Origin of the sequence: Serratia grimesii (assembly GCF_900186025.1) — a bacterium.
GTDB lineage: Bacteria > Pseudomonadota > Gammaproteobacteria > Enterobacterales > Enterobacteriaceae > Serratia > Serratia grimesii.
This window is the reverse complement of record NZ_LT883155.1, coordinates 4,067,730-4,090,236: the sequence shown is the minus strand read 5'-3', so window position 1 is coordinate 4,090,236 and position 22,507 is coordinate 4,067,730. Positions and strand designations below refer to the sequence as shown.

The window sequence follows — 22,507 nt, the reverse complement described above, 5'->3', positions numbered from 1 at the left end:
CTATGAGTCTGAATTTTCTTGATTTTGAACAGCCGATTGCAGAGCTGGAAGCGAAAATTGACTCGCTGACTGCAGTCAGCCGTCAAGACGAAAAATTAGATATTAATCTGGACGAAGAGGTTCAGCGCCTTCGTGAAAAGAGCGTTGAGCTGACGCGCAAGATTTTTTCCGATCTTGGGGCTTGGCAAGTTGCCCAATTGGCACGCCACCCGCGCCGTCCTTATACCCTGGATTATATCAAACACATCTTTACCGACTTCGAAGAATTGGCGGGTGATCGTGCCTATGCCGATGATAAAGCGATTGTTGGTGGTATTGCGCGCTTAGATGGTCGCCCGGTGATGATCATCGGTCACCAGAAAGGCCGTGAAACCAAAGAGAAAATCCGCCGCAACTTCGGTATGCCGGCACCAGAAGGCTATCGTAAAGCATTACGCCTGATGGAAATGGCTTCTCGCTTTAAGCTGCCGTTGATCACTTTCATCGACACCCCAGGTGCATACCCGGGCGTGGGTGCGGAAGAGCGTGGCCAGTCAGAAGCGATTGCCCATAACCTGCGTGAAATGTCTCGTCTGAATATTCCGGTGATTTGTACCGTAATTGGCGAAGGCGGCTCTGGCGGCGCATTGGCTATCGGCGTTGGCGACAAGGTGAATATGCTGCAGTACAGCACCTACTCGGTGATCTCACCGGAAGGTTGTGCATCAATCTTGTGGAAGAGCGCTGATAAGGCACCTCTGGCTGCAGAAGCGATGGGCATCACCGCACCACGTCTGAAAGAGCTTAAGCTGATCGATTCGGTGATCCCGGAGCCGTTGGGTTCTGCTCACCGCGACGTGCCTGCGATGGCTGCGACGTTGAAAGCACAGCTGCTGGCTGATCTGAAAGATCTCGACGGCTTGAACAACGAAGAGTTGCTCAACCGCCGTTATCAGCGCTTGATGAACTACGGCTATTGCTGAGTTCCGCTCTGCGTTGCAAGAAACCGCCTTCGGGCGGTTTTTTTTGGCTACACACCACCGGATTTTCATGTTGTTATAAGGGTTTGGCAGTTAACTGACAGGAGCAGTCGATGAACATCATCGCGATCATGAGCCCAGCGGGCGTTTATTACAAAGACGAGCCGATCCGTGAGCTCCACACTGCACTGACTGCAATGGATTTCCAACTGGTGTATCCAAAAAACAGCGGTGATCTGCTGAAGTTAGTCGAGGCCAATGCGCGCATCTGCGGGGTGATCTTTGACTGGGATGACTACAGCCTGGAATTGTGCAGCGACATCAACGAGCTGAACGAATACCTGCCACTGTATGCCTTTATCAATACTCACTCCACCTTTGACGTCAGCCTGCACGAAATGCGTATGGCTTTGTATTTCTTTGAATACGCACTGAATGCGGCGGATGATATTGCACAGCGCATCCAGCAATACACAGCTGAATACATCGATACCATTACGCCACCCTTGACCAAAGCGCTGTTCAATTATGTGCGAGAGGGGAAATATACGTTCTGTACGCCAGGCCACATGGCCGGTACGGCCTTCCAAAAAAGCCCGGTCGGTTGCCTGTTTTACGACTTTTTCGGTGCCAATACCCTGAAAGCTGACGTATCGATTTCTGTCACTGAACTGGGATCGTTGCTGGATCACACTGGCCCGCATTTGGAAGCTGAAGAGTATATTGCGCGCACTTTTAATGCCGAACAAAGCTATCTGGTGACCAATGGCACCTCCACGGCCAATAAAATTGTCGGGATGTATTCTGCGCCAAGTGGCAGCACTGTTTTGATCGACCGAAATTGCCACAAATCGCTGTGTCATCTGTTGATGATGAGCGATATCGTGCCGATTTACCTACGTCCACTGCGCAATGCCTATGGCATTCTTGGTGGCATTCCACGCCACGAATTCACCCATGAAAGTATTGCCGCTAGGGTCGCGACGACGGCCAATGCAAGCTGGCCAGTGCATGCAGTGATCACCAATTCTACCTATGATGGTTTGTTGTATAACACCGACTACATAAAACAGACGCTGGATGTGCCCTCAATCCACTTTGATTCCGCTTGGGTGCCTTATACCAACTTCCATCCCATTTACGACGGCAAGAGCGGTATGAGCGGCGAACGTACGCCCGGCAAGGTGATCTACGAAACCCAGTCTACGCACAAACTGCTGGCCGCGTTTTCGCAGGCCTCGATGATTCACATTAAGGGTGACTACGACGAAAGCACCTTTAACGAAGCCTATATGATGCATACCACCACCTCGCCGAATTACGGCATTGTGGCATCGATGGAAACGGCTGCCGCGATGCTGAGGGGCAATCCAGGCCGTCGATTGATTAACCGTTCAGTGGAGCGTGCTCTGCATTTCCGCCGCGAAGTGCAGCGGTTGCGGGAGGAGAGCGATAGCTGGTTCTTCGACATCTGGCAACCGGAAGAGATAGACGAGGCGCAGTGTTGGCCGCTGAATCCTGATGATAACTGGCACGGTTTCGGCAACACCGACAGCGATCACATGTATCTGGATCCGATCAAAGTCACTATTCTGACGCCGGGCATGAACGAGCTTGGCATGTTGGAGGAAGACGGTATACCGGCGGCGCTGGTGGCAAAATACCTGGATGAACGCGGTATCGTCGTGGAGAAGACCGGGCCTTATAATCTGTTGTTCTTGTTCAGTATTGGCATCGATAAAACCAAGGCGATGAGTCTGCTGCGCGGTTTGACCGATTTCAAACGTGCTTATGATCTTAACCTGCGAGTGAAGAATATGCTGCCGGACTTGTTCGCGGAAGATCCGGATTTTTACCGGAATATGCGTATTCAGGATCTGGCTGCTGGGATCCACCGCTTAATCTGCCAACACGATCTGCCACGTCTGATGCAGCGTGCGTTCGACGTGCTGCCGGAAATGAAGTTGACGCCACATCAGATGTTCCAACAGCAAGTGCGCGGCAACGTGGAAACCTGCGAGCTGGATCAGTTGGTCGGCAAAGTGGCGGCTAATATGATTCTGCCTTATCCGCCAGGGGTGCCGCTGGTAATGCCAGGAGAGATGATTACCGAGGAGAGTCGTGCAGTGCTGGATTTCCTGCTGATGCTGTGCTCGATCGGTGAACATTACCCAGGCTTTGAAACCGATATCCACGGTGCAAAATTGACTGAGGATGGGCGTTATTTGGTTAAGGTGCTGAAGACGCCATTAGTTTAAGCAAACTCTCGACAGATCAGGTTCACGCTGCTTTGTGGCAGCGGTTCCTGAGTCAGGCCACAAAACGGCAGGCCATCATGCCGCTGATGATAACGGCAGCTATGGCACTCACCAAAGAGTGCCACATTATCGTCTTGTTTTTGCAGCTGACGCAGCAACTGCGTTAGCAATTCCACCAACTGTCCACCTTCCTGCTGCATGGCATTCTGTGCATCTTGCAAATAGGCGGGCGGGAACAAAGCATCCATCAACATGCGTGATTTATCAGTCAGCTTAAGCCTGACACTTCGCCGGTCTTTCTCGTCTGCAGTACGGGCGATCATCCCATTACTCTCTAGCTTTTTCAGCGACTGCGATACCGTGCCCTTGGTCAGGCCGAGATATTCCGCTACCGCCATCGGCGTGTTGGAGTAATGGTTGCAGCGTGCCAGATAGTACAACGCACTTAGCTGTACCGGCGGCAGGCTTTCCAGCTCTTCATGGCTGCGCAACCAGCTGCGTTGCAGGCTATTTAGCCGCTCCAATAAATCAAACAGTCTCAAGATGGGATCCTCGTTAGTGTGGGAAAATAGTATCGATTAAAAACTATATTGACAAGTCGTGATGGAGGATTTATTGTGCATTTGGTTTCGATTCGAAACTAAATAAGTGAATTTATTTCACACACAGTCAGAACCAAGGAGAATTATCATGACCAAGGCCGTTTTCTATCATGCCGGTTGTTCGGTTTGCGTTAGCGCAGAACAGCAGTTGTTGGGTCTGTTGAGCCAGGATGTGCAAGTGGATGTAGTTCATTTGGGTGAAAAACCGGCGCGTATCGCCGAAGCAGAAAAAGCCGGGGTACAGAGCGTACCGGCGCTGGTGGTGGATGGGCAAGTACTGCACATCAACTACGGTGCTGCGTTGGCAGATCTTAAAGCCTGATCTGCCTGTTGCGTTGCTGATTTCTGAATGACGGCCCCGTCTTATATGCGGGGCTTTTTGTCGTTGACGTCACCAACAACGCCAGATACCGTGCCTCATCACACTGATAATGAGACACACTATGTTGGCACTTCGTCAGATACATCATATTGCCGTCATTGGTTCGGACTATGCGGCCAGTAAACATTTTTATTGCGATATCCTGGGTTTTACCTTACTCGGCGAGTTTTACCGCGAGGAGCGCGACTCCTGGAAGGCCGATTTGGCACTCAATGGCCAATACAGCATCGAACTGTTTTCCTTCCCGTCACCACCGGCTCGGGTCAGTCGCCCAGAGGCCTGTGGCCTGCGCCATCTGGCATTCAGCGTCAATGACATCGAACAGGCTATCCTGCATTTGCAAAATGCCGGTGTGATTTGTGAACCGGTGCGGGTCGATCCTTATACTCAGTCCCGGTTCACTTTTTTCAGCGATCCCGATGGGTTGCCTCTAGAATTATATGAGGTATGAATGCTTAATCGGGGTATATCGACGCAGGTCGGGCGCTCATATGGTATTATCCCGCGCTTGCCGCACCCCCCTTTTGAGTTATTTTCACTATGCAAGAACCCGTTTTTCGCGTTGGTGAGTGGTTGGTTACTCCCGCAGACAACAAAATAAGCCGTGATGGGCGCCAACTGGCGTTGGAACCGCGGTTAATCGATATGCTGCAATATTTCGCCCGGCACCCGGATGTGGTGCTGAGTCGCGATGAGCTGATCGATAACGTTTGGAAGCGCAACATCGTCACCAACCATGTGGTGACGCAGAGTATTTCCGAACTGCGTAAATACCTGAAAGACGGCGATAGCAACAGTCCTGAATACATTATTACCGTGCCTAAGCGCGGTTATAAATTGGCTGCCCCGGTCATGTGGTGTGAAGGGGAAGATGCGGTGTTGCCGCGGGTGGCGGTCATTACTCACGAGCCGGAAGATGGCAGTGAAGATGACGGTGAAGACTATGAACCGCCAAAACCCTCAGTGACTCAAATGCCACCGACTACGTCGAAGGTACCTTTTTACCGTCAATCACCGTTCTGGGTGTGGTTGGCTTTTCTGGTGGCATTGAGCGCCTGCGTGGTATTTGTCGCCATTGCTACCTTGTCGCGGCGCATACCGGAATCCACCATGCCGGTACTGATGAATCCGCGCGATATTGATATCCGTATTCAGGGGGGCAACAGTTGCAGTAACTGGACGCCGCAGCTCTCTTACGTCGTTGGCCTGAGCGAAGTGGTGACGGATTCGCTGAATACTTATTCCACTTTCCTGGTGCACGATCAGACCAACTACAACTACACCGGACCAAGCAGTTCGGGAAAATCGCTGACCATTGAGTTCGTCAATCAACGCCATTACCGTGCACAGCAGTGCTTCCTGTCGGTAAGGCTGGTGGACAATGCGGACAGCTCCATCATGTTGGATAAACGCTACTTTGTCACTGCAGATAACCAACTGAAAATTCAGGAAGACTTCCTTAGCAGCCTGTCAGTTGCGCTCAATCAACCATGGCCACCCCAGTTGCAGCAGCGTCTTATGCGGCTCTTACCGAATTCAGGCCCGGCCTTGCAACAGTATTATCAGGCGCATCAATTGTTAATCCAGGGGGATATCGACTCCCTGACGCATGCCAGTAGCATGCTGGGTGAGATGGCAAAAGCTTCACCAGACTTTATTTATATTGCTGCGGAAAAAGCGCTGGCGGATTTACTGCGCAACTCTTATCAACCTTTTGACAGTGCGCAGTTGGCACAATTGAGCACGGAGATTGCTCACCTGGACACGTTACCTGCATTAAAAGACAGTCCCATTATTCAGCAAATCCATACGATACAGGCGCTGGGGGAGGGGAAAACGGACGAAGCTTATCAGGCGATAAATAAAGGCATTGAGTTGCAAATGTCATGGATGAATTATGTGTTACTTGGCAAAGTTTACGAAATGCAGGGCCATAACCGTTTAGCCGCAGACTCCTATATCACTGCATTTAATCTTCGCCCAGGAGAGAATACGCTGCATTGGATCCGTAATGCTGTCTTCCACACCTCAGTAAACACCGTGGTTCCTTACCTGGAAAACTACAACCCAAATAAATAATGTCTGTTGATTAACACCGCCTGAACGCATTATCGGATAGGCGGTGTTATTTATTGTGCTTTATTTGTTAAATTAAATAAATTTTCTGGTTGGAAGTTTACGCCATAAAAATCCCGTTTGTTATTATCGAATAACAACACTACCTCTATGTTTTAATTGAATGTTTATCTTTTCTTGAGAGCGGGTTTATCTCTTGATGTGTTAATGAAAAAGCTCAATTTATCATTTGTATGATCATGAGCGTAATATCACTTTATCTTTAGGACTTTATTCCTGCCGATCATTAGCATCCTGACTATCAAGTCCGGTCATTAGCAAATGTGCATAACGACCAAGACTTATAAGAAATCAAAATCAGGAGAAACTGACCATGGCTTCATCCAAGAAAATAGGGCTTATTGCCTGCACCGGCGTGGTTGCCGGTAATATGATGGGGAGCGGCATTGCTTTATTACCTGCGAACCTGGCAAGTCTCGGTTCTATCGCTATCTGGGGATGGGTAATCTCCATTATTGGCGCGATGTCACTGGCTTATGTATATGCGCGTCTGGCCACTAAAAATCCTCAACAGGGCGGTCCTATTGCTTACGCGGGTGAAATTTCCCCGGCATTTGGTTTCCAGACCGGCGTGCTTTATTACCATGCTAACTGGATCGGTAATTTGGCCATCGGCATTACCGCAGTTTCTTACCTTTCTACCTTCTTCCCTGCACTGAATAACCCGGTACCGGCAGGTATTGCCTGTATTGCTATCGTGTGGGTGTTCACCTTTATTAACCTGCTCGGCGGGACATGGGTCAGCCGTTTGACCACCCTCGGCCTGGTGTTGGTGCTGATCCCGGTGATTGTGACCGCGACTGCCGGCTGGCATTGGTTCGACGCTGCAACCTACCACGCTAACTGGAACACTTCCGGTACCACCGACAGCCATGCGGTAATCAAAAGTATTCTGCTGTGCCTGTGGGCGTTCATCGGCGTAGAGTCTGCCGCTGTGAGCACCGGCATGGTGAAAAACCCGAAACGCACCGTACCGCTGGCAACCATGCTGGGTACCGCGCTGGCCGGGATTATCTACATTGCGGCCACTCAGGTGATGAGCGGTATGTTCCCGGCTAGCCAAATGGCTGCCAGCGGTGCACCGTTCGCCGTCAGCGCCTCCGCCATTATGGGTAACTGGGCTGCACCTCTGGTCTCTGCCTTCACTGCCTTTGCCTGCCTGACTTCACTGGGGTCTTGGATGATGCTGGTTGGTCAGGCTGGGGTCCGTGCCGCCAATGACGGCAACTTCCCGAAAGTGTACGGCGAGCTGGATAAGAACGGCATTCCTAGAAAAGGTCTACTGTTGGCCAGCTGTAAAATGACCGCGCTGATGGTGCTGATTACTGCCATGAGCTCCGGTGGCGGTAAAGCTTCCGATCTGTTCGGGATGTTAACCGGTATTGCGGTACTGCTGACCATGTTGCCTTACTTCTACTCTTGCGTAGACCTGATCCGCTTTGAAGGCGTCAATATACGTAACCTGTTGAGCCTGATTGCATCGGTTCTGGGTTGTGGCTTCTGCTTCATCGCACTGATGGGCGCCGAATCGTTCGAACTGGCCGGCACCTTCATCATTAGCCTGATCATTCTGATGTTCTACGCCCGCAAAATGAATACTCGCCAGACGGCCAAAACCGTAGCTATCGACGGCAACACGACGGCCAAAGCGCACTAAGTACGCACTGACCCACTTCTAATTCAGCCCCTTGCAACAATTGTCATCCGTGATGGCAAGGGGCTCGCATTACCTGGAGAAATGATTATGAACGTTATTGCTATCATGAACCACATGGGTGTCTACTTTAAAGAAGAGCCCATCCGCGAACTGCACAACGCGTTAGAAAAACTGAATTTCCGCATTGTTTATCCGAACGACCGCGAAGACCTGCTCAAACTGATCGAGAATAATGCTCGCCTGTGTGGGGTTATCTTCGACTGGGATAAATACAATCTTGAGTTGTGTGAAGAAATCAGCCAGTTGAATGAGTACATGCCGCTGTATGCATTTGCCAATACCTATTCAACTCTGGATGTCAGCCTGAACGATCTGCGTATGCAGGTACGTTTCTTTGAGTATGCCTTAGGTGCAGCTAACGACATTGCTGACAAGATTAAACAAAACACCGATGAATACGTCGATACCATCTTGCCTCCACTGACCAAGGCACTGTTCAAATATGTGCGTGAAGGTAAATACACCTTCTGTACACCTGGCCATATGGGCGGTACTGCCTTCCAGAAAAGCCCGGTAGGTAGCTTGTTCTATGATTTCTTTGGCCCGAACGCGATGAAATCCGACGTTTCGATTTCAGTATCTGAACTCGGTTCGCTGCTGGATCACTCCGGCCCGCACAAAGAAGCTGAAGAGTATATTGCCCGCGTATTCAACGCTGAACGTAGCTACATGGTGACTAACGGGACGTCTACGGCCAACAAAATTGTTGGTATGTACTCCGCACCTGCTGGCAGCACAGTGTTGATCGACCGTAACTGCCATAAATCGCTGACCCATCTGATGATGATGAGCGACATTACGCCGATCTATTTCCGTCCGACCCGTAATGCTTATGGCATCCTCGGTGGTATTCCACAGAGCGAGTTTACCCGTGCCACTATCGCCAAACGCGTGAAAGAAACGCCGAACGCCACCTGGCCTGCACATGCGGTTATCACCAACTCGACTTACGACGGCCTGCTGTACAACACCGATTTCATTAAGAACACGCTGGATGTGAAATCTATCCACTTTGACTCTGCCTGGGTGCCTTACACCAATTTCCACCCGATTTATAAAGGCAAATGCGGCATGAGTGGCGGTCGTGTGGAAGGGAAGGTGATTTATGAAACTCAATCTACCCATAAACTGCTGGCGGCGTTCTCACAGGCCTCAATGATCCACGTGAAAGGTGACATTAACGAAGAAACCTTTAATGAAGCCTATATGATGCACACCACCACTTCACCGCACTACGGTATCGTGGCATCTACCGAAACCGCAGCGGCAATGATGAAAGGCAATGCCGGTAAGCGCCTGATCAACGGTTCAATTGAACGTGCTATCAAGTTCCGTAAAGAAATCAAACGCCTGAATGTGGAATCTGAAGGTTGGTTCTTTGATGTTTGGCAGCCAGAACACATCGACGAAGCGGAATGTTGGCCGCTACGTTCCGACAGTGCCTGGCATGGTTTCAAAGGTATTGATAACGAACATATGTACCTTGACCCAATCAAGGTCACCATGTTGACACCAGGGATGAGCAAAGATGGCCAAATGGAATCGTTTGGTATTCCTGCCAGCCTGGTTGCGAAATACCTTGATGAGCACGGCATCATTGTTGAGAAAACCGGTCCATATAACCTGTTGTTCTTGTTCAGCATCGGTATCGACAAAACCAAAGCTCTCAGCCTGCTGCGCGGTCTGACTGACTTTAAACGCTCGTTCGATCTGAACCTGCGGGTGAAAAACATGCTGCCTTCGCTGTACAAAGAAGCTCCAGAGTTTTATGAGAATATGCGGATCCAGGAGCTGGCTCAGAATATTCACCATCTGGTGAAACAACATAACCTGCCGGATCTGATGTACCGCGCCTTTGAAGTGCTGCCAGCCATGGTGATGAATCCGTTCAAAGCCTTCCAGAAAGAGCTGCACGGTGAAGTAGAAGAGGTTTATTTGGAGGAGATGGTCGGCAAAGTGAATGCCAACATGATCCTGCCATATCCTCCAGGTGTTCCACTGGTCATGCCGGGTGAAATGCTTACTGAAGAAAGTCGTCCGGTGCTGGAGTTCCTGCAAATGCTGTGCGAAATCGGCGCGCATTACCCAGGCTTTGAAACCGATATCCACGGCGCTTATCGCCAGGCGGATGGACGTTATACCGTTAAGGTATTGAAAAACGATAAATAAGTGCAATAACAGGGGAGGCGTTCGCGCTTCCCCTTTGTCGTTCAACGACTGATGGGAGAAAACCATGAAAACACCCTCACAGCCGCGCGCAATCTACTATGTCGTAGCCATACAAATTTGGGAATATTTCAGCTTTTACGGCATGCGTGCGTTACTTATTCTCTATCTTACCCACCAACTTGGTTATTCCGACAGCCGCGCCATTAGCCTTTATAGCGCCTACGCTTCCCTGGTTTACGTTACGCCGATTCTTGGCGGCTTGCTTGCCGATCGCCTGCTTGGCAACCGCGTCGCAGTCATTGCTGGAGCGGTGCTCATGACATTGGGCCATATCGTACTCGGCCTGAGCGCCGTATCTACACATTCACTCTATCTGGCATTGGCGATCATCATCTGCGGTTATGGCCTGTTTAAATCCAATATCAGTTGCTTACTGGGTGAGCTATATCAGCCGCAGGATACGCGCCGTGAAGGGGGGTTCTCCCTGCTGTATGCTGCCGGGAATGTCGGCTCGATTCTGGCACCGATCGCCTGTGGGTTGGCAGCGGAACGCTACGGTTGGCATGTAGGCTTTGCACTTGCGGGTATCGGTATGTTGGCTGGGTTAACCATTTTCTTGTGCGGTAGCCGCCATTTCAGCCATACGCGGGGCGTGGACCGTGCTCAAATGTCTGCTACCACGTTACAGGTGCCAAACTGGGTATGGTTGAGCGTCATGCTGTTGCTCGCGCCGTTGTTTTTCACCGCGCTGTTCATTTACGACTTGGCCGGGCAGTTACTGATGCTAGTGTGTGCCGCTGCCGTCGTGATGGTAGTGCGTATCATGGCTCGTGCCACGACGATACAGCGCCGTGGGTTGTGGCAGATCGTCATGTTGATGCTATTAGGTACCTTATTTTGGGCTTTCGCTCAGCAGGGCGGCAGCTCCATTAGCTTGTTTATCGATCACTATGTCGATCGCCAATGGTTTTCCTGGTCGGTACCGACCGCATTGTTCCAGTCGGTGAATGCTTTTGCCGTCATGTTTGGCGGTGTGATGTTGGCCTGGCTGGTAAGAGGAAATAGCAGTGGGAGCCGAACACTGCGTATCTGGGGAAAATTCGCCTTTGGTTTGTTACTGATTGGTGTGGGTTTTACCTTGATGGCACTGAACGCCCGTTACGGGCAAGGCTCGATGACGTTAATGATCGCCGGGCTTTCGGTCATGGGGCTCGCTGAATTGTTTATCGATCCTGTTGCGATGGCGCAAATTACGCGTCTGAATATTCCCGGTGCCACCGGAGTATTGACCGGTATTTATATGCTGACCACCGGTTCGATAGCCAATTATTTGGCGGGTATTATCGCAGGCCAGACCGCTGACGACCCGGCAACGGGAGCGACGGCGCAAGCCTATGTCCATCTGTTTGCTCAAATTGGCTGGTGGGCGCTGGGCTGCACGGCGGCAGTGGTGGCAGTATTGGCCATGTGGTGGTTACTGACTGGACGGCATATCCGTGCGGTTAATGCTTGATTGATGGTATGACGGGGGTTAACGTGCAGCTATCTGGACGTCAATAAGCCTAATCAATGAAGAGTAATCAATTATCTGCACAGCTTGCCCGCCAATTGGGTGCACACCGGCATTTGCTGGTGGCATTCAGCGGCGGGCTTGACTCCACTGTGCTGTTGCACCTGCTGGTTGCGTTACGGCAGCAATTGCCGGGCTTGCAGCTTCGCGCGGTGCACGTGCACCATGGCCTGAGTGCTTTTGCCGATCAGTGGGCAACACACTGCCAGCAGCAATGCGCAGTCTGGCAATTGCCGCTGGTGGTTCAGCATGTGCAGGTTGACAGCAGCCAAGGCGGAATTGAAGCCGCCGCCCGCGCCGCGCGTTATGCGGCCTTTACCACCACGCTGGTGGCCGGTGAGGTCTTGCTGACCGCACAGCATCTTGACGATCAATGTGAAACCTTCCTGCTGGCGTTAAAGCGTGGCAGTGGCCCGGCGGGCCTGTCGGCGATGGCTGTGCAGGCGACGCGAGGGGAAAATAGTTTGTTGCGTCCATTGTTGGGGATTTCACGCGAACAGTTGGAAGCTTATGCGCAGCAGCATCAACTCACCTGGATTGACGACGATAGCAACCAGAACCCGCGTTTTGACCGTAATTTCCTGCGTCTTCAGGTGTTGCCGCTGCTGAATCAGCGTTGGCCGCATTTTGCCGCCGCAACGGCGCGTAGCGCCAGCTTGTGTGCCGAGCAAGAGCAATTACTGGACGAGTTACTGGCAGAGCAACTGCACTCATTGCTGGATGAAGACAATGCACTGGCAATTGACGGTTTGCTGACGTGTTCAGCATCCCGGCGTTTTGCTGTGTTACGCCGCTGGATTGCGTTATTCGACGTTACCATGCCCTCACGTGAACAGTTGCAACGACTATGGGAAGAGGTCGCACTCAGCCGTGACGACGCCGAACCACAACTGCAACTGCGGCAATATCAGATCCGTCGTTTCCGCCGGCGTTTGTACCTGTTGCCGCCGATGGACGATCTACGAGATCTCTGTCTAAGCTGGTCATTGGCAGCCCCATTAACACTGCCGGACGGATTAGGTGTTCTGGTCACCGGGGAGGGGAATATTTGTCTGCGACCACCGCAGCCCGAGCAAAAAGTAAGTATACGTTTTACCGCGCAAGGCAAGCTCCGTATCTTGGGCCGGACACATTCCCGGTCGATCAAAAAATTGTGGCAAGAGTTGGGTATTCCGCCATGGCAGCGTGAGCGTATCCCATTGATCTATTATGATGATCAACTTATTGCTGCGCTGGGGGCTTTTGTCTGCGAGGCCGGACAAACACCGGAAGGGCAGCATCCTTGGCGGCTGCACTGGCGTAAAAATAATAATTAGACTGAGGAACCATGATGAAATTTGTGAGCGCAATGGTAGTGATGTTGGGGTTGTGCAGTCTGCCAGCGATGGCTGCGGGTGATGCGGCGGCGGGTAAGGATAAATCTGCCAGTTGTATGGCGTGCCACGGTGCTGAAGGGAAGGTCTCTGTGCCAATGTACCCGAACCTGGCCGGGCAAAATGCCATGTATCTGGAGCATGCATTGCAAGCGTATAAAAAAGGTGAGCGCAACGGTGGCCAGGCAGAAGTAATGAAGGCTTATGTCTCTGCGTTGTCTGATGATGATATTGCCGATCTGGCAGCCTACTATTCCAGCCTCAAACCCTAGGCCAGTCTCAAACCCGAGCCAGCCTGAAGATATAAAAGACGAGGGCAGCCGTTGGGCTGCCCTGTTGGGATGGCGTTACCGTTTAATCAGTCAGACAGGCTGACGACCACGGTACCGATTTCCGGATGACTGAAACTGAGGATATGATCCAAACGCAAGCTGAGAGCATTGCCGGCCTGATCGATAATCAGATACTCAACGCCCTTGGTAAACTTCAGCTCGGTGGCCTTGCCTTCGAGTTTTTCTCCGTCGCGTAACTCCAGCTTCAGAATGTAGTTATGCTGACAGGCGAGTTCCAGGCTTTCATAGTCATCGCAATTGATGGATTGGTACTCATCATTCATCAACATAGTCGCTCACCAATAAGTTAGCGGCGGCAAAAGCCGCCTGTTCCCTAACGGAGGACGGTAGCGCGTTATTCGCAGCAACTTCGTCCAATGCCTTTAATACACATGCTAACGCATCAGGCACGTAGCCGAGATCACCACTGCCGATCTCAGCGTAAAAACGGCGTACTAACTCACAGTATTGTTGCACAGTTTCCTCCCTTAAGAACCTCTGCGTCATCGAAGCCCTACAGCGATGAGGCGCAGGCTCTCGGAGCTTGGCTCTATCCTAGACGACTATAGCACAGCTATTGTGGAGTTATTAGCACCTCCGCGCGGCTTTCGTACCGTGCTTTTCCCGGCCGCGCTGGCTGCGGATGGGCGAAATCTAGTACACTGTCGCCTGATAATTATGAGGTCACCCATGGCGCTGAAAGCTACTATTTATAAAGCCACGGTCAATATCGCTGATATGGATCGTCACTTCTACCACGACGCCACGCTCACCCTGGCCCAACATCCTTCTGAAACCGAACAGCGCATGATGCTGCGTTTACTGGCCTGGATCTGCCACGCTGATGAGCGTTTGGTCTTTACTAAAGGCCTGAGTGCTGACGACGAGCCGGAAATTTGGCAGCGGAACGACCATAACGGGCTGGAAATGTGGATCGAAATGGGGTTGCCCGATGAGAAGCGTATCAAGAAAGCCTGCAACCAGTCACCGCGGGTCGTGTTGTATGCTTACGGCGAACGCGCGGGCCATGTGTGGTGGCAGTCGATGCAGAGCAAAGTGGCAAACCACAAAAACCTAAGCATCCGTTTTCTGGATGATGAACAATTAGGCAAATTGGCCGCGTTGGCCAGCCGCAACATGACGCTGCAGGCTACGCTGCAAGAGGGAACTATCTGGCTTTCTGACGCTCAGAATAGTCTGGAAATCCAGTTTGCCGAGTGGCAACAGGCGCAGGTGTAATTGGTGTTAGAACTGTCAAGAAACGTAGCCATACCGGATAACGAACTGGAATTGACGGCGATCCGCGCCCAAGGTGCGGGTGGCCAGCACGTGAACAAAACCTCAACGGCTATCCATTTGCGCTTTGACATCCGGGCATCCAGCCTGCCAGAGTATTACAAGGAAAGGCTGCTGGCCCTGAATAATCATTTAATTACCGCTGATGGCGTCGTGATTATTAAAGCGCAGGAATACCGTAGTCAGGAATTAAACCGCGAGTCGGCGTTGGCCAGGTTGGTCGCGCTAATCCAGCAGGCGATGGTAGTGGAGAAGGCGCGCAAAGCGACCAAGCCTACTAAAGGGTCAAAATTACGTCGGCTGGAAGGCAAGGTAAGAAAAGGCGCGACTAAAGCGCTACGCGGCAAGATCCGCACTTAAGGACACATGAACACAGTAGGAGAATAACTGTGAAGAAAATAACACTGGCCCTGTTTTTAGCGGCAGGGGCACTTTCGTTACTGGGATGTAATAACCACTACCAGCCGAAAGAACAACCACTTCAAGCGATGCAACAAAGCTACCAAGGTATTTTGCCTTGCGCTGATTGTGGTGGCCTGGATACTTCGTTGTTCCTGGATAAAGACGGCACTTTTGTGTTGCAGGAAACCTATCGCGGTACTAAAGATGGCGATCAAACCTTTGCTGATTACGGCAAATGGTCGCGTACAGCGGATAAGTTAGTACTGACCGACAGCCGTGGTGATAAACGTTATTTCCGCCCGGTAGGTAAAAGCTTGGAAATGCTTGATCAAACTGGCGCTGTGATTGAGTCTCAGCTGAATTACCGCCTTGATCCTGTAGAAAAGGCATTGCCTAAGACACCTATGTCGCTGAAAGGCAGTTACACCTACATGGCGGATGCGGCAGTGTTTAAAGACTGTGCTACAGGCCAGACTTTCCCGGTCGATAATACTATCGCGCTGGAGCAAGGTTATGCCAAGGCCTACAAAACCCCGGGCGAACCAGTGTTCCTGACCCTGAATGGCCACTTTAGCGTTCAGCCCTCAATGGAAGATGGGTTAACCGAGAAAGCACTGGTGCCTGACGGCAAAATTGCTTTCGACCGCAGTAAAAATTGCGACAGTAAATAAGCGTCATAAAAAAACCCGCCTCGGCGGGTTTTTCGTTTCTGCTATAGCGGATTAGCGCTTGATCTGGCCTAACAGGAAATCAACGATTTCGCCGGTCTTGATCATGCGTTTCTCGCCGACACGGCGGTTTTTGTACTCAATTTCTTCGGTGTCGAGGTTACGATCGCCGATAACGATAGAGTGCGGTACGCCAATCAGTTCCATATCTGCAAACATCACGCCTGGACGCTCTTTACGGTCATCGAGAATTACGTCGATGCCGTGTGAACGCAGGGTGTTGTACAGCTCTTCCGCCAGTGCTTGTACGCGGAAAGACTTGTGCATGTTCATTGGCAGAATCGCCACCTGGAATGGAGCGATAGCATCCGGCCAGATAATGCCGCGTTCGTCATGGTTCTGCTCGATAGCTGCAGCGACCACACGGGTCACCCCGATACCGTAACAACCCATGGTCAGTACCTGATTGCGACCGTCTTCACCCTGAACGGTGGCTTTCATCGCTTCGGAGTATTTGGTACCGAGCTGGAAGATATGGCCTACTTCGATACCGCGTTTGATCAACAGCGTACCTTTACCATCCGGGCTGGCATCGCCTTCTACAACGTTACGGATATCGGCAACGTGTGGCAACGGCAGATCGCGTTCCCAGTTGATACCAAAGTAATGCTTACCGTCGATATTAGCGCCGGCGCCGAAGTCACTCATCGCCGCTACGCTGCGATCGGCCACGACAGGAACCTGCAAATTGACTGGACCGAGTGAACCTGGACCAGCACCGATAATGGCGCGGATTTCTTCTTCGGTAGCGAAAACCAATGGAGCCGCAACCTGCGGCAGCTTCTCGGCTTTAATTTCGTTCAGCTCGTGATCGCCACGAACCAGCAGGGCAACCAGCTTGTGGCCGCTTTCTTCTTTGGCACGTACCAGCAGCGTTTTGACGGTTTTTGTCACTGGCAGCTGGAATTGTTCTACCAGCTCGGCGATTGTTTTGGCGTTTGGCGTATCCACAATGCGCAGTGCTTCACTGGCTGCGGCACGCGGCTCCGCTGGGGCAACGGCTTCTGCCAGTTCAATATTGGCGGCAAAATCGGACCCGGTGGAAAATACGATATCGTCTTCACCGCTGTCAGCCAGCACCTGGAACTCATGTGATGCGCTACCGCCAATAGAGCCGGTATCGGCATGTACCGGACGGAAGTCCAGGCCCATGCGACTGAAGATTTTGCTGTAGGCTTCGTACATCGCATCGTAGGTCGCTTGCAGCGATTCCTGCGTGGTGTGGAACGAATAAGCGTCCTTCATCAGGAATTCGCGAGAACGCATCACACCGAAACGTGGGCGTACTTCATCCCGGAACTTGGTCTGAATCTGGAAGAAGTTCAGCGGAAGCTGCTTGTAAGAACTGATCTCGTTACGGATCAGATCGGTGATCACTTCTTCGTGCGTTGGACCCAGCACGAACGGGCGATCGCCGCGATCGACAAAGCGCAACAGCTCAGGGCCATACTGTTCCCAACGGCCACTTTCCTGCCACAGATCGGCAGGCTGTACCACCGGCATACACACTTCGATCGCGTTAGCATTGTTCATTTCTTCGCGAACGATGTTTTCAACCTTTTTCAGAACGCGCAGACCGGTTGGCAGCCAGGTATAAAGACCCGAGGCCAGTTTGCGAATCATCCCGGCGCGCAGCATCAGCTGGTGGCTGATCACTTCGGCATCGGCAGGTGTCTCCTTCAGGGTGGAGAGCAGATATTGGCTAGTACGCATGGTGTTTTGGTTCCGTTAGAACTGCAAATTGCATTGGGCAGCCACAGTGGCGGCCAAAAGTGACAAAAGTGGTTTAGTTTACCAGTGCGAGCGGGTTGTCAAAAGAGAGACGGTGGAATTTTAACGCAGGTCGAGAGACAGCACCTCGGTTTGTTGATCCACAACTCGCCAGCGCACGTTGAAATCCAGTAACCAGACCGCGTAATCCCGTTCCGCTTGTTGCCCCTTACGGTAGGCTGGCCGGGGATCTTGAGCCAGAACCTGAGTGATAAAACGTCGTAACTGCGGATAGCGCTTCTGATGTTGCTGTATCTGCTGTTCCGCCTCAGGTGCAAAAAACACCGGCATATCACCGGCAGGCGCTGACTGAGCAAATCCGGCACGTGCCTGTGGCTGGCTTTCGGCAAAGGGCAGGTAAGGTTTGATATCCACCACTGGCGTACCATCAACCAGATCGAGACTGCCCAATTCAAGTACGACATCGCTTCCCTGAACCCGCACGTTTTTTAATTCAATCAGTGACATACCGAGCGGATTCGGACGGAAAGTCGAACGAGTAGCGAATACTCCCATACGCGCGTTGCCACCGAGGCGGGGTGGGCGGACGGTTGGCCGCCAGCCACCTTCCATGGTTTGATGGAAAATAAACATCACCCAAAGATGGCTGAACTCATTGAGGCCGCGTACTGCTTCCGCCTGGTTATAGGGCGGCAGCAGTACTAACTCGCCGCCACCGTCTTCCACCAACCCTGGTTGACGAGGGACGGCGAATTTTTCTTTATACGGTGAACGGATGGTTCCGATCTGATTGAAAACAAACTCGGTCATTTGGACGAAACGTTAAGCGCTGAGCCTTGGCAAATGGCCTGTTGGTAACAACCAGCAACGCCACTGACAATCTGGCAGTCGTGCAATAGCACGGCATTTGCTTTCATGTAGGAAGCGCGGATTTGCATGCGTTTACGGGCGGTTGCCAGGTTAGGTGGAGAGTCCTGCACCGTCGTCTGGCAAGATTCGCCGGAGACTTCACCCAGATCGCGGAATGGCTTACCGACTAACTCTTCTGCACTTTTGTACAGTTTAACCGGCGCCGGACGTGCCGCTGAGGTCGTTTTCGTCGGCGCTGTTGCTACCGGTTTGCTGGTGCTGTTTGTTGAGGGGGGCGCGAAACGTTGCGACGAACACCCTGCTAGCGCAAGCGCTAACAAACAGAGAGGTAAAGCACGCATTGAGATTCCTCTGCCTTGATGGAATATAGAAGTGGCGCTATTGAAGCAATCTATCGTGGAAATAACAAGACGGGCTGGAGCCCGTCTAGATATAAGACAAGCACCCGAAAATTGTGGTTTTCGGGTGCTTGGGGTAATTCAGAAGATCTAATTCTTTGTTTTCATTACGACTAAATCATTATTTTTAGTCGCAAAGAACTATGCCAACTCTCTCGACGGGCCGTAGCCCGTCTTGCAATTATAGGAATAAAATCGGTAATTAATGATTACCAACCTTTAACTGCACCACCGTTAAAGATCTTGTTGGCTGCTTCATTCACTTCGTCAGATTGGTAAGCCTGAACGAATTTCTTCACGTTCTCCGCGTCTTTGTTATCTTCGCGGGCAACCAGCAGGTTAACGTAAGGTGAGTCTTTGCCTTCAACGAACAGGCCGTCTTTCGCTGGGGTCAGGCCAATCTGGCTGGCGTAAGTGGTATTGATTACGGCCAATGCGATTTGCTGATCATCGAGTGAGCGTGGCAATTGTGGTGCTTCCAGCTCGACCAGTTTCAGATTTTTCGGGTTCTCAGTCACGTCCAGTACGGTCGGCAGCAGGCCAACACCGTCTTTCAGTTTGATCAGGTTAACCTTCTGCAACAGCAGTAGGGAACGGCCCAGATTAGTTGGGTCATTAGGCAGGGCAACCTGGGAACCGTCTTTCAGTTCGTCCAGAGATTTGATTTTCTTGGAGTAACCGGCAATCGGATACACGAAGGTATTACCGACTGCGACCAGTTTGTAACCGCGATCCTTGATTTGCTGATCCAGATACGGTTTGTGCTGGAAGGCGTTCAGATCGATGTCACCTTTGCTCAGCGCTTCGTTTGGCAGTACGTAGTCATTGAAGGTTACCAGCTCAACGTCCAGACCGTATTTCTCTTTCGCCACTTTTTGCGCGATTTCGGCGACTTGCTGTTCAGCACCGACAATGACACCGACTTTAATATGGTTCGGATCTTTTTCTTCTTGACCACAGCCTACCAGAGCCAGAGTACCGATCAGTGCGCCGATTGCTGCGATGGATTTAAATTTTAACGACATATCCCTTCCTCATTAGACTCGCATTTGAAATACGCTGTGTGAGCGCAGTTGCTGTAAAAACTACTTATGGGTAACGGCCTTGACGATCCGGTCACCGAAGAACTGAATCAGATAAACCAGCACCACCAGTAATACTAATACGGTATTCATTACTGTGGCGTTATAACCGATATAACCGTACTGATAACCAATTTGCCCCAGACCACCTGCGCCAACAGCGCCGCCCATGGCGGAATAACCCACCAGAGTGATTAAGGTGATGGTGGCGGCGTTAACCAAACCCGGCAAGGCTTCAGGCAACAACACCTTTTTAATGATTTGCATTGGGGTTGCGCCCATCGCACGCGCTGCTTCCACCAGACCAGACGGGATTTCCAACAGCGCGTTTTCTACCATACGGGCAATAAACGGTGCTGCACCCACGGTCAGTGGCACAATAGCCGCCTGCAGGCCGATCGACGTACCGACGATCAAGCGAGTAAATGGAATCATCCACACCAACAGGATAATGAAGGGGATGGAACGGAAAACGTTTACTAACCCAGACAGTGTTCTATATAGCGTATTATTGGCGGCGATTTGCCCCGGACGAGTCACATACAACAGCACGCCAACCGGCAAGCCGAGCACGAAACCGAAGAAGCCGGAGACAAAGGTCATCATGACGGTTTCCCACACGCCACGAGCCATTAACCACATCATTGCCTCAGACATAACCCAGAACCTCTACTTTTACCTGATTTTCCTGCAGGAACTTAATCGTTGCCAATGCGTCTTCATCACTGCCGTGGAGCTCCGCGAGCATCACGCCGAATTTAACGCCACCGGCATAGTCCATCTGCGCACTGATGATGTTGTTGTTCACGTTGAAACGACGAGCGGCTTCTGACAGCAGCGGCGCATCAACGGACTGGCCGGTGAACTCCAGACGTAATAGCGGCTGACGGCCACCACTGCGTTCAGGCGCCAGGCGTTTGGCATAGTCATCCGGGATATCCAGATGCAGAGTGGATTGAATGAACTGTTGGGCCAGCGGGGTTTTCGGGTGCGAGAACACTTCGCTGACGCTGTCTTTTTCAATCAATTGGCCCTGGCTGATGACCGCAACCTGATCGCAGATGCGTTTCACCACGTCCATTTCATGCGTGATCAACAGAATAGTCAGACCAAGACGGCGGTTAATGTCTTTCAGCAGTTCCAGAATTGAGCGGGTGGTGGCCGGATCCAACGCGCTGGTGGCTTCATCACATAACAGGACTTTGGGTTGGCTTGCCAGTGCACGGGCAATCGCCACGCGCTGCTTCTGGCCACCCGACAGGTTGGCTGGGTAGGCATCATGTTTGTCTGACAGCCCGACCAATTCCAGCAACTCGGTTACGCGTTTTTTGATTTCAGCGCGGGGAGTGTTGTCCAGCTCCAGCGGCAATGAAACGTTGCCAAATACTGTGCGGGAAGACAACAGGTTAAAGTGTTGGAAAATCATGCCAATCTGACGGCGTGCACGCGTCAGTTCGCTTTCAGACAGCGAAGTCAAATCCTGCCCGTCGACCAGTACTTGGCCAGAGGTTGGGCGCTCAAGCATGTTGGCGCAGCGGATCAATGTACTTTTACCGGCGCCTGATGCACCGATAACGCCATAAATTTGCCCTGCAGGGACGTGAAGAGTCACGTCGGAGAGCGCGTTAATCGTGCGCGAACCCTGCTGGAACACTTTGGTGATGTTAGAAAGTTTAATCATATTCTTCTTATTTTAGCGTGGTTGCCCGTGGCTAGATAAAAGTAAACCTTGGCGTGGACCAAGGTATGACTCAGATGTTAAGGCGTCTAGACGTCTAAGTCAACGATCAACGCTGTTCTCTTCCGTTCTCAGCGCTGGGTAAAACATGCGATACTGTGCACGTTTTCAGGCCCTCAGGAGCAAACCGGTGACACAAAGCGTTCCAGCAATTTTTCTCGATCGTGATGGCACGATTAATGTCGACCATGGCTACGTCCATGAAATCGATAACTTCCACTTTATTGATGGCGTGATTGACGCCTGTCGCGAACTTAAAAAGATGGGCTTTGCTCTGGTATTGGTAACCAACCAGTCTGGCATCGCACGCGGTAAGTTCAGTGAAGACCAGTTTATGTACCTGACTGAATGGATGGATTGGTCGTTAGCCGATCGTGATGTTGATTTGGATGGCATCTATTTCTGTCCGCATCATCCAGAAGCAGTAATAGAAGAGTTCCGCCAAGTGTGCGATTGCCGCAAACCTCAACCTGGCATGTTGTTGCAGGCGCAGCAGGAATTGAACATTGATATGGCTGCTTCTTATATGGTTGGCGACAAACTGGAAGATATGCAGGCGGCAGTGGCGGCAGGTGTTGGTACAAAAGTACTGGTGCGTACCGGCAAGCCAGTCACTGAAGAAGGTGAGAAACTGGCAGATTGGGTGTTAAACAGCCTGGCAGATCTGCCGGAAGCCATCAAAAAGCGGGTTTAGTAGACGTTATGCATGAATAGTGAGCAGTCAGATAAAAAGTGAATATTAATCCTTGTCATTCTGAGCTGGC

The 22,507-nt window shown here is 51.5% G+C and carries 23 protein-coding genes; 14 read left to right on the top strand and 9 right to left on the bottom strand.

What is annotated here, in order from left to right; all coding sequences use genetic code 11:
- Positions 1-2: 2 nt before the first annotated feature.
- Both accA and SGBXF1_RS19230 read left to right on the top strand, forming a co-directional pair.
- Positions 3-962, top strand: a complete 960-nt coding sequence (gene accA, locus SGBXF1_RS19235) for an acetyl-CoA carboxylase carboxyl transferase subunit alpha (RefSeq protein ID WP_037418817.1) — start codon at positions 3-5, stop codon at positions 960-962.
- Between the two features lie 110 nt (positions 963-1,072).
- The gene (locus SGBXF1_RS19230) at positions 1,073-3,217 is read left to right on the top strand and encodes a lysine decarboxylase LdcC (RefSeq protein WP_130381864.1); all 2,145 of its coding nucleotides are present in this window, start codon (positions 1,073-1,075) and stop codon (positions 3,215-3,217) included.
- Here the strand turns inward: SGBXF1_RS19230 and SGBXF1_RS19225 are convergent.
- A complete protein-coding gene (locus SGBXF1_RS19225; protein ID WP_061808476.1) occupies positions 3,214-3,759 on the bottom strand; it encodes a MarR family winged helix-turn-helix transcriptional regulator in 546 nt (181 codons plus the stop codon). The two genes, SGBXF1_RS19230 and SGBXF1_RS19225, sit on opposite strands and share 4 nt — an antisense overlap.
- Positions 3,760-3,907: 148 nt before the next feature.
- Between SGBXF1_RS19225 and SGBXF1_RS19220 the strand changes: the two genes are divergently transcribed.
- The 8 genes from SGBXF1_RS19220 to SGBXF1_RS19185 all read left to right on the top strand — a co-directional run bounded on the left by SGBXF1_RS19220 (position 3,908) and on the right by SGBXF1_RS19185 (position 13,438).
- On the top strand, positions 3,908-4,141 hold the full coding sequence (locus SGBXF1_RS19220; protein WP_130381862.1) for a glutaredoxin family protein: 234 nt from the start codon (positions 3,908-3,910) through the stop codon (positions 4,139-4,141).
- A gap of 121 nt (positions 4,142-4,262) precedes the next feature.
- Positions 4,263-4,652, top strand: coding sequence for a VOC family protein (locus SGBXF1_RS19215; protein ID WP_037418806.1), 390 nt, complete (start codon positions 4,263-4,265; stop codon positions 4,650-4,652).
- Between the two features lie 89 nt (positions 4,653-4,741).
- A complete protein-coding gene (gene cadC, locus SGBXF1_RS19210) occupies positions 4,742-6,280 on the top strand; it encodes a lysine decarboxylation/transport transcriptional activator CadC (RefSeq protein ID WP_130381858.1) in 1,539 nt (512 codons plus the stop codon).
- 370 nt (positions 6,281-6,650) lie between these two features.
- The gene (gene cadB, locus SGBXF1_RS19205; RefSeq protein WP_037426456.1) at positions 6,651-7,994 is read left to right on the top strand and encodes a cadaverine/lysine antiporter; all 1,344 of its coding nucleotides are present in this window, start codon (positions 6,651-6,653) and stop codon (positions 7,992-7,994) included.
- A gap of 87 nt (positions 7,995-8,081) precedes the next feature.
- On the top strand, positions 8,082-10,223 hold the full coding sequence (cadA, locus tag SGBXF1_RS19200) for a lysine decarboxylase CadA (protein ID WP_186427383.1): 2,142 nt from the start codon (positions 8,082-8,084) through the stop codon (positions 10,221-10,223).
- Between the two features lie 64 nt (positions 10,224-10,287).
- Complete coding sequence (gene dtpD, locus SGBXF1_RS19195) at positions 10,288-11,736, top strand: dipeptide permease DtpD (protein ID WP_037426450.1); 1,449 nt, start codon at positions 10,288-10,290, stop codon at positions 11,734-11,736.
- Positions 11,737-11,792: 56 nt separating this feature from the next.
- Positions 11,793-13,109: a tRNA lysidine(34) synthetase TilS gene (tilS, locus tag SGBXF1_RS19190; protein WP_186427382.1), complete on the top strand. Its 1,317-nt coding sequence runs from the start codon at positions 11,793-11,795 to the stop codon at positions 13,107-13,109.
- 11 nt (positions 13,110-13,120) lie between these two features.
- Positions 13,121-13,438: a c-type cytochrome gene (locus SGBXF1_RS19185; protein WP_172479790.1), complete on the top strand. Its 318-nt coding sequence runs from the start codon at positions 13,121-13,123 to the stop codon at positions 13,436-13,438.
- Positions 13,439-13,524: 86 nt separating this feature from the next.
- Here the strand turns inward: SGBXF1_RS19185 and rof are convergent, their stop codons facing one another.
- Together rof and SGBXF1_RS19175 are read right to left on the bottom strand one after the other, a co-directional pair.
- Positions 13,525-13,782: a Rho-binding antiterminator gene (rof, locus tag SGBXF1_RS19180; protein ID WP_004952197.1), complete on the bottom strand. Its 258-nt coding sequence runs from the start codon at positions 13,780-13,782 to the stop codon at positions 13,525-13,527.
- Positions 13,775-13,975: a YaeP family protein gene (locus SGBXF1_RS19175; protein WP_037426441.1), complete on the bottom strand. Its 201-nt coding sequence runs from the start codon at positions 13,973-13,975 to the stop codon at positions 13,775-13,777. The genes rof and SGBXF1_RS19175 overlap by 8 nt, the downstream gene beginning before the upstream one ends.
- Before the next feature lie 213 nt (positions 13,976-14,188).
- Here SGBXF1_RS19175 and SGBXF1_RS19170 point away from each other — a divergent pair, with 213 nt between their 5' ends.
- The 3 genes from SGBXF1_RS19170 to nlpE are packed head-to-tail and all read left to right on the top strand — an operon-like array spanning position 14,189 to position 15,867.
- Entirely contained in the window at positions 14,189-14,737 is a 549-nt protein-coding gene (locus SGBXF1_RS19170) for a YaeQ family protein (protein WP_037426438.1), read from the top strand.
- Positions 14,738-14,740: 3 nt separating this feature from the next.
- Positions 14,741-15,154, top strand: a complete 414-nt coding sequence (gene arfB, locus SGBXF1_RS19165) for an alternative ribosome rescue aminoacyl-tRNA hydrolase ArfB (RefSeq protein ID WP_037426459.1) — start codon at positions 14,741-14,743, stop codon at positions 15,152-15,154.
- A gap of 29 nt (positions 15,155-15,183) precedes the next feature.
- Positions 15,184-15,867 carry an envelope stress response activation lipoprotein NlpE gene (gene nlpE / locus SGBXF1_RS19160; RefSeq protein ID WP_186427381.1) on the top strand — a complete coding sequence of 228 codons (684 nt, stop codon included), beginning with the start codon at positions 15,184-15,186 and terminating at the stop codon, positions 15,865-15,867.
- Positions 15,868-15,918: 51 nt separating this feature from the next.
- Here nlpE and proS read toward each other — a convergent pair whose 3' ends face one another.
- From proS to metN, 6 genes are all read right to left on the bottom strand, one after another.
- Positions 15,919-17,637 carry a proline--tRNA ligase gene (gene proS, locus SGBXF1_RS19155; RefSeq protein ID WP_186427380.1) on the bottom strand — a complete coding sequence of 573 codons (1,719 nt, stop codon included), beginning with the start codon at positions 17,635-17,637 and terminating at the stop codon, positions 15,919-15,921.
- Positions 17,638-17,757: 120 nt separating this feature from the next.
- Positions 17,758-18,465, bottom strand: coding sequence for a tRNA (N6-threonylcarbamoyladenosine(37)-N6)-methyltransferase TrmO (gene tsaA, locus SGBXF1_RS19150; protein ID WP_186427379.1), 708 nt, complete (start codon positions 18,463-18,465; stop codon positions 17,758-17,760).
- A complete protein-coding gene (rcsF, locus tag SGBXF1_RS19145) occupies positions 18,462-18,866 on the bottom strand; it encodes an Rcs stress response system protein RcsF (RefSeq protein ID WP_037426428.1) in 405 nt (134 codons plus the stop codon). The genes tsaA and rcsF overlap by 4 nt, the downstream gene beginning before the upstream one ends.
- Before the next feature lie 266 nt (positions 18,867-19,132).
- On the bottom strand, positions 19,133-19,948 hold the full coding sequence (locus SGBXF1_RS19140; RefSeq protein ID WP_037426426.1) for a MetQ/NlpA family lipoprotein: 816 nt from the start codon (positions 19,946-19,948) through the stop codon (positions 19,133-19,135).
- Between the two features lie 60 nt (positions 19,949-20,008).
- Positions 20,009-20,662: a methionine ABC transporter permease MetI gene (locus SGBXF1_RS19135; protein WP_012146460.1), complete on the bottom strand. Its 654-nt coding sequence runs from the start codon at positions 20,660-20,662 to the stop codon at positions 20,009-20,011.
- Positions 20,655-21,686, bottom strand: a complete 1,032-nt coding sequence (gene metN / locus SGBXF1_RS19130; protein ID WP_037426424.1) for a methionine ABC transporter ATP-binding protein MetN — start codon at positions 21,684-21,686, stop codon at positions 20,655-20,657. The genes SGBXF1_RS19135 and metN overlap by 8 nt, the downstream gene beginning before the upstream one ends.
- A 187-nt stretch (positions 21,687-21,873) precedes the next feature.
- On the opposite strand from metN, the gene gmhB reads away from it, so the two are divergent.
- A complete protein-coding gene (gene gmhB, locus SGBXF1_RS19125) occupies positions 21,874-22,437 on the top strand; it encodes a D-glycero-beta-D-manno-heptose 1,7-bisphosphate 7-phosphatase (protein WP_037426422.1) in 564 nt (187 codons plus the stop codon).
- The last annotated feature ends 70 nt before the right edge of the window (positions 22,438-22,507 follow it).

Coding starts and splice junctions, on each gene's coding strand:
- accA (WP_037418817.1), top strand. CDS start 3: ATGAGTCTGAATTTTCTTGATTTTGAACAGCCGATTGCAGAGCTGGAA.
- SGBXF1_RS19230 (WP_130381864.1), top strand. CDS start 1,073: ATGAACATCATCGCGATCATGAGCCCAGCGGGCGTTTATTACAAAGAC.
- SGBXF1_RS19220 (WP_130381862.1), top strand. CDS start 3,908: ATGACCAAGGCCGTTTTCTATCATGCCGGTTGTTCGGTTTGCGTTAGC.
- SGBXF1_RS19215 (WP_037418806.1), top strand. CDS start 4,263: ATGTTGGCACTTCGTCAGATACATCATATTGCCGTCATTGGTTCGGAC.
- cadC (WP_130381858.1), top strand. CDS start 4,742: ATGCAAGAACCCGTTTTTCGCGTTGGTGAGTGGTTGGTTACTCCCGCA.
- cadB (WP_037426456.1), top strand. CDS start 6,651: ATGGCTTCATCCAAGAAAATAGGGCTTATTGCCTGCACCGGCGTGGTT.
- cadA (WP_186427383.1), top strand. CDS start 8,082: ATGAACGTTATTGCTATCATGAACCACATGGGTGTCTACTTTAAAGAA.
- dtpD (WP_037426450.1), top strand. CDS start 10,288: ATGAAAACACCCTCACAGCCGCGCGCAATCTACTATGTCGTAGCCATA.
- tilS (WP_186427382.1), top strand. CDS start 11,793: ATGAAGAGTAATCAATTATCTGCACAGCTTGCCCGCCAATTGGGTGCA.
- SGBXF1_RS19185 (WP_172479790.1), top strand. CDS start 13,121: ATGATGAAATTTGTGAGCGCAATGGTAGTGATGTTGGGGTTGTGCAGT.
- rof (WP_004952197.1), bottom strand. CDS start 13,782: ATGAATGATGAGTACCAATCCATCAATTGCGATGACTATGAAAGCCTG.
- SGBXF1_RS19170 (WP_037426438.1), top strand. CDS start 14,189: ATGGCGCTGAAAGCTACTATTTATAAAGCCACGGTCAATATCGCTGAT.
- proS (WP_186427380.1), bottom strand. CDS start 17,637: ATGCGTACTAGCCAATATCTGCTCTCCACCCTGAAGGAGACACCTGCC.
- tsaA (WP_186427379.1), bottom strand. CDS start 18,465: ATGACCGAGTTTGTTTTCAATCAGATCGGAACCATCCGTTCACCGTAT.
- rcsF (WP_037426428.1), bottom strand. CDS start 18,866: ATGCGTGCTTTACCTCTCTGTTTGTTAGCGCTTGCGCTAGCAGGGTGT.
- SGBXF1_RS19140 (WP_037426426.1), bottom strand. CDS start 19,948: ATGTCGTTAAAATTTAAATCCATCGCAGCAATCGGCGCACTGATCGGT.
- SGBXF1_RS19135 (WP_012146460.1), bottom strand. CDS start 20,662: ATGTCTGAGGCAATGATGTGGTTAATGGCTCGTGGCGTGTGGGAAACC.
- metN (WP_037426424.1), bottom strand. CDS start 21,686: ATGATTAAACTTTCTAACATCACCAAAGTGTTCCAGCAGGGTTCGCGC.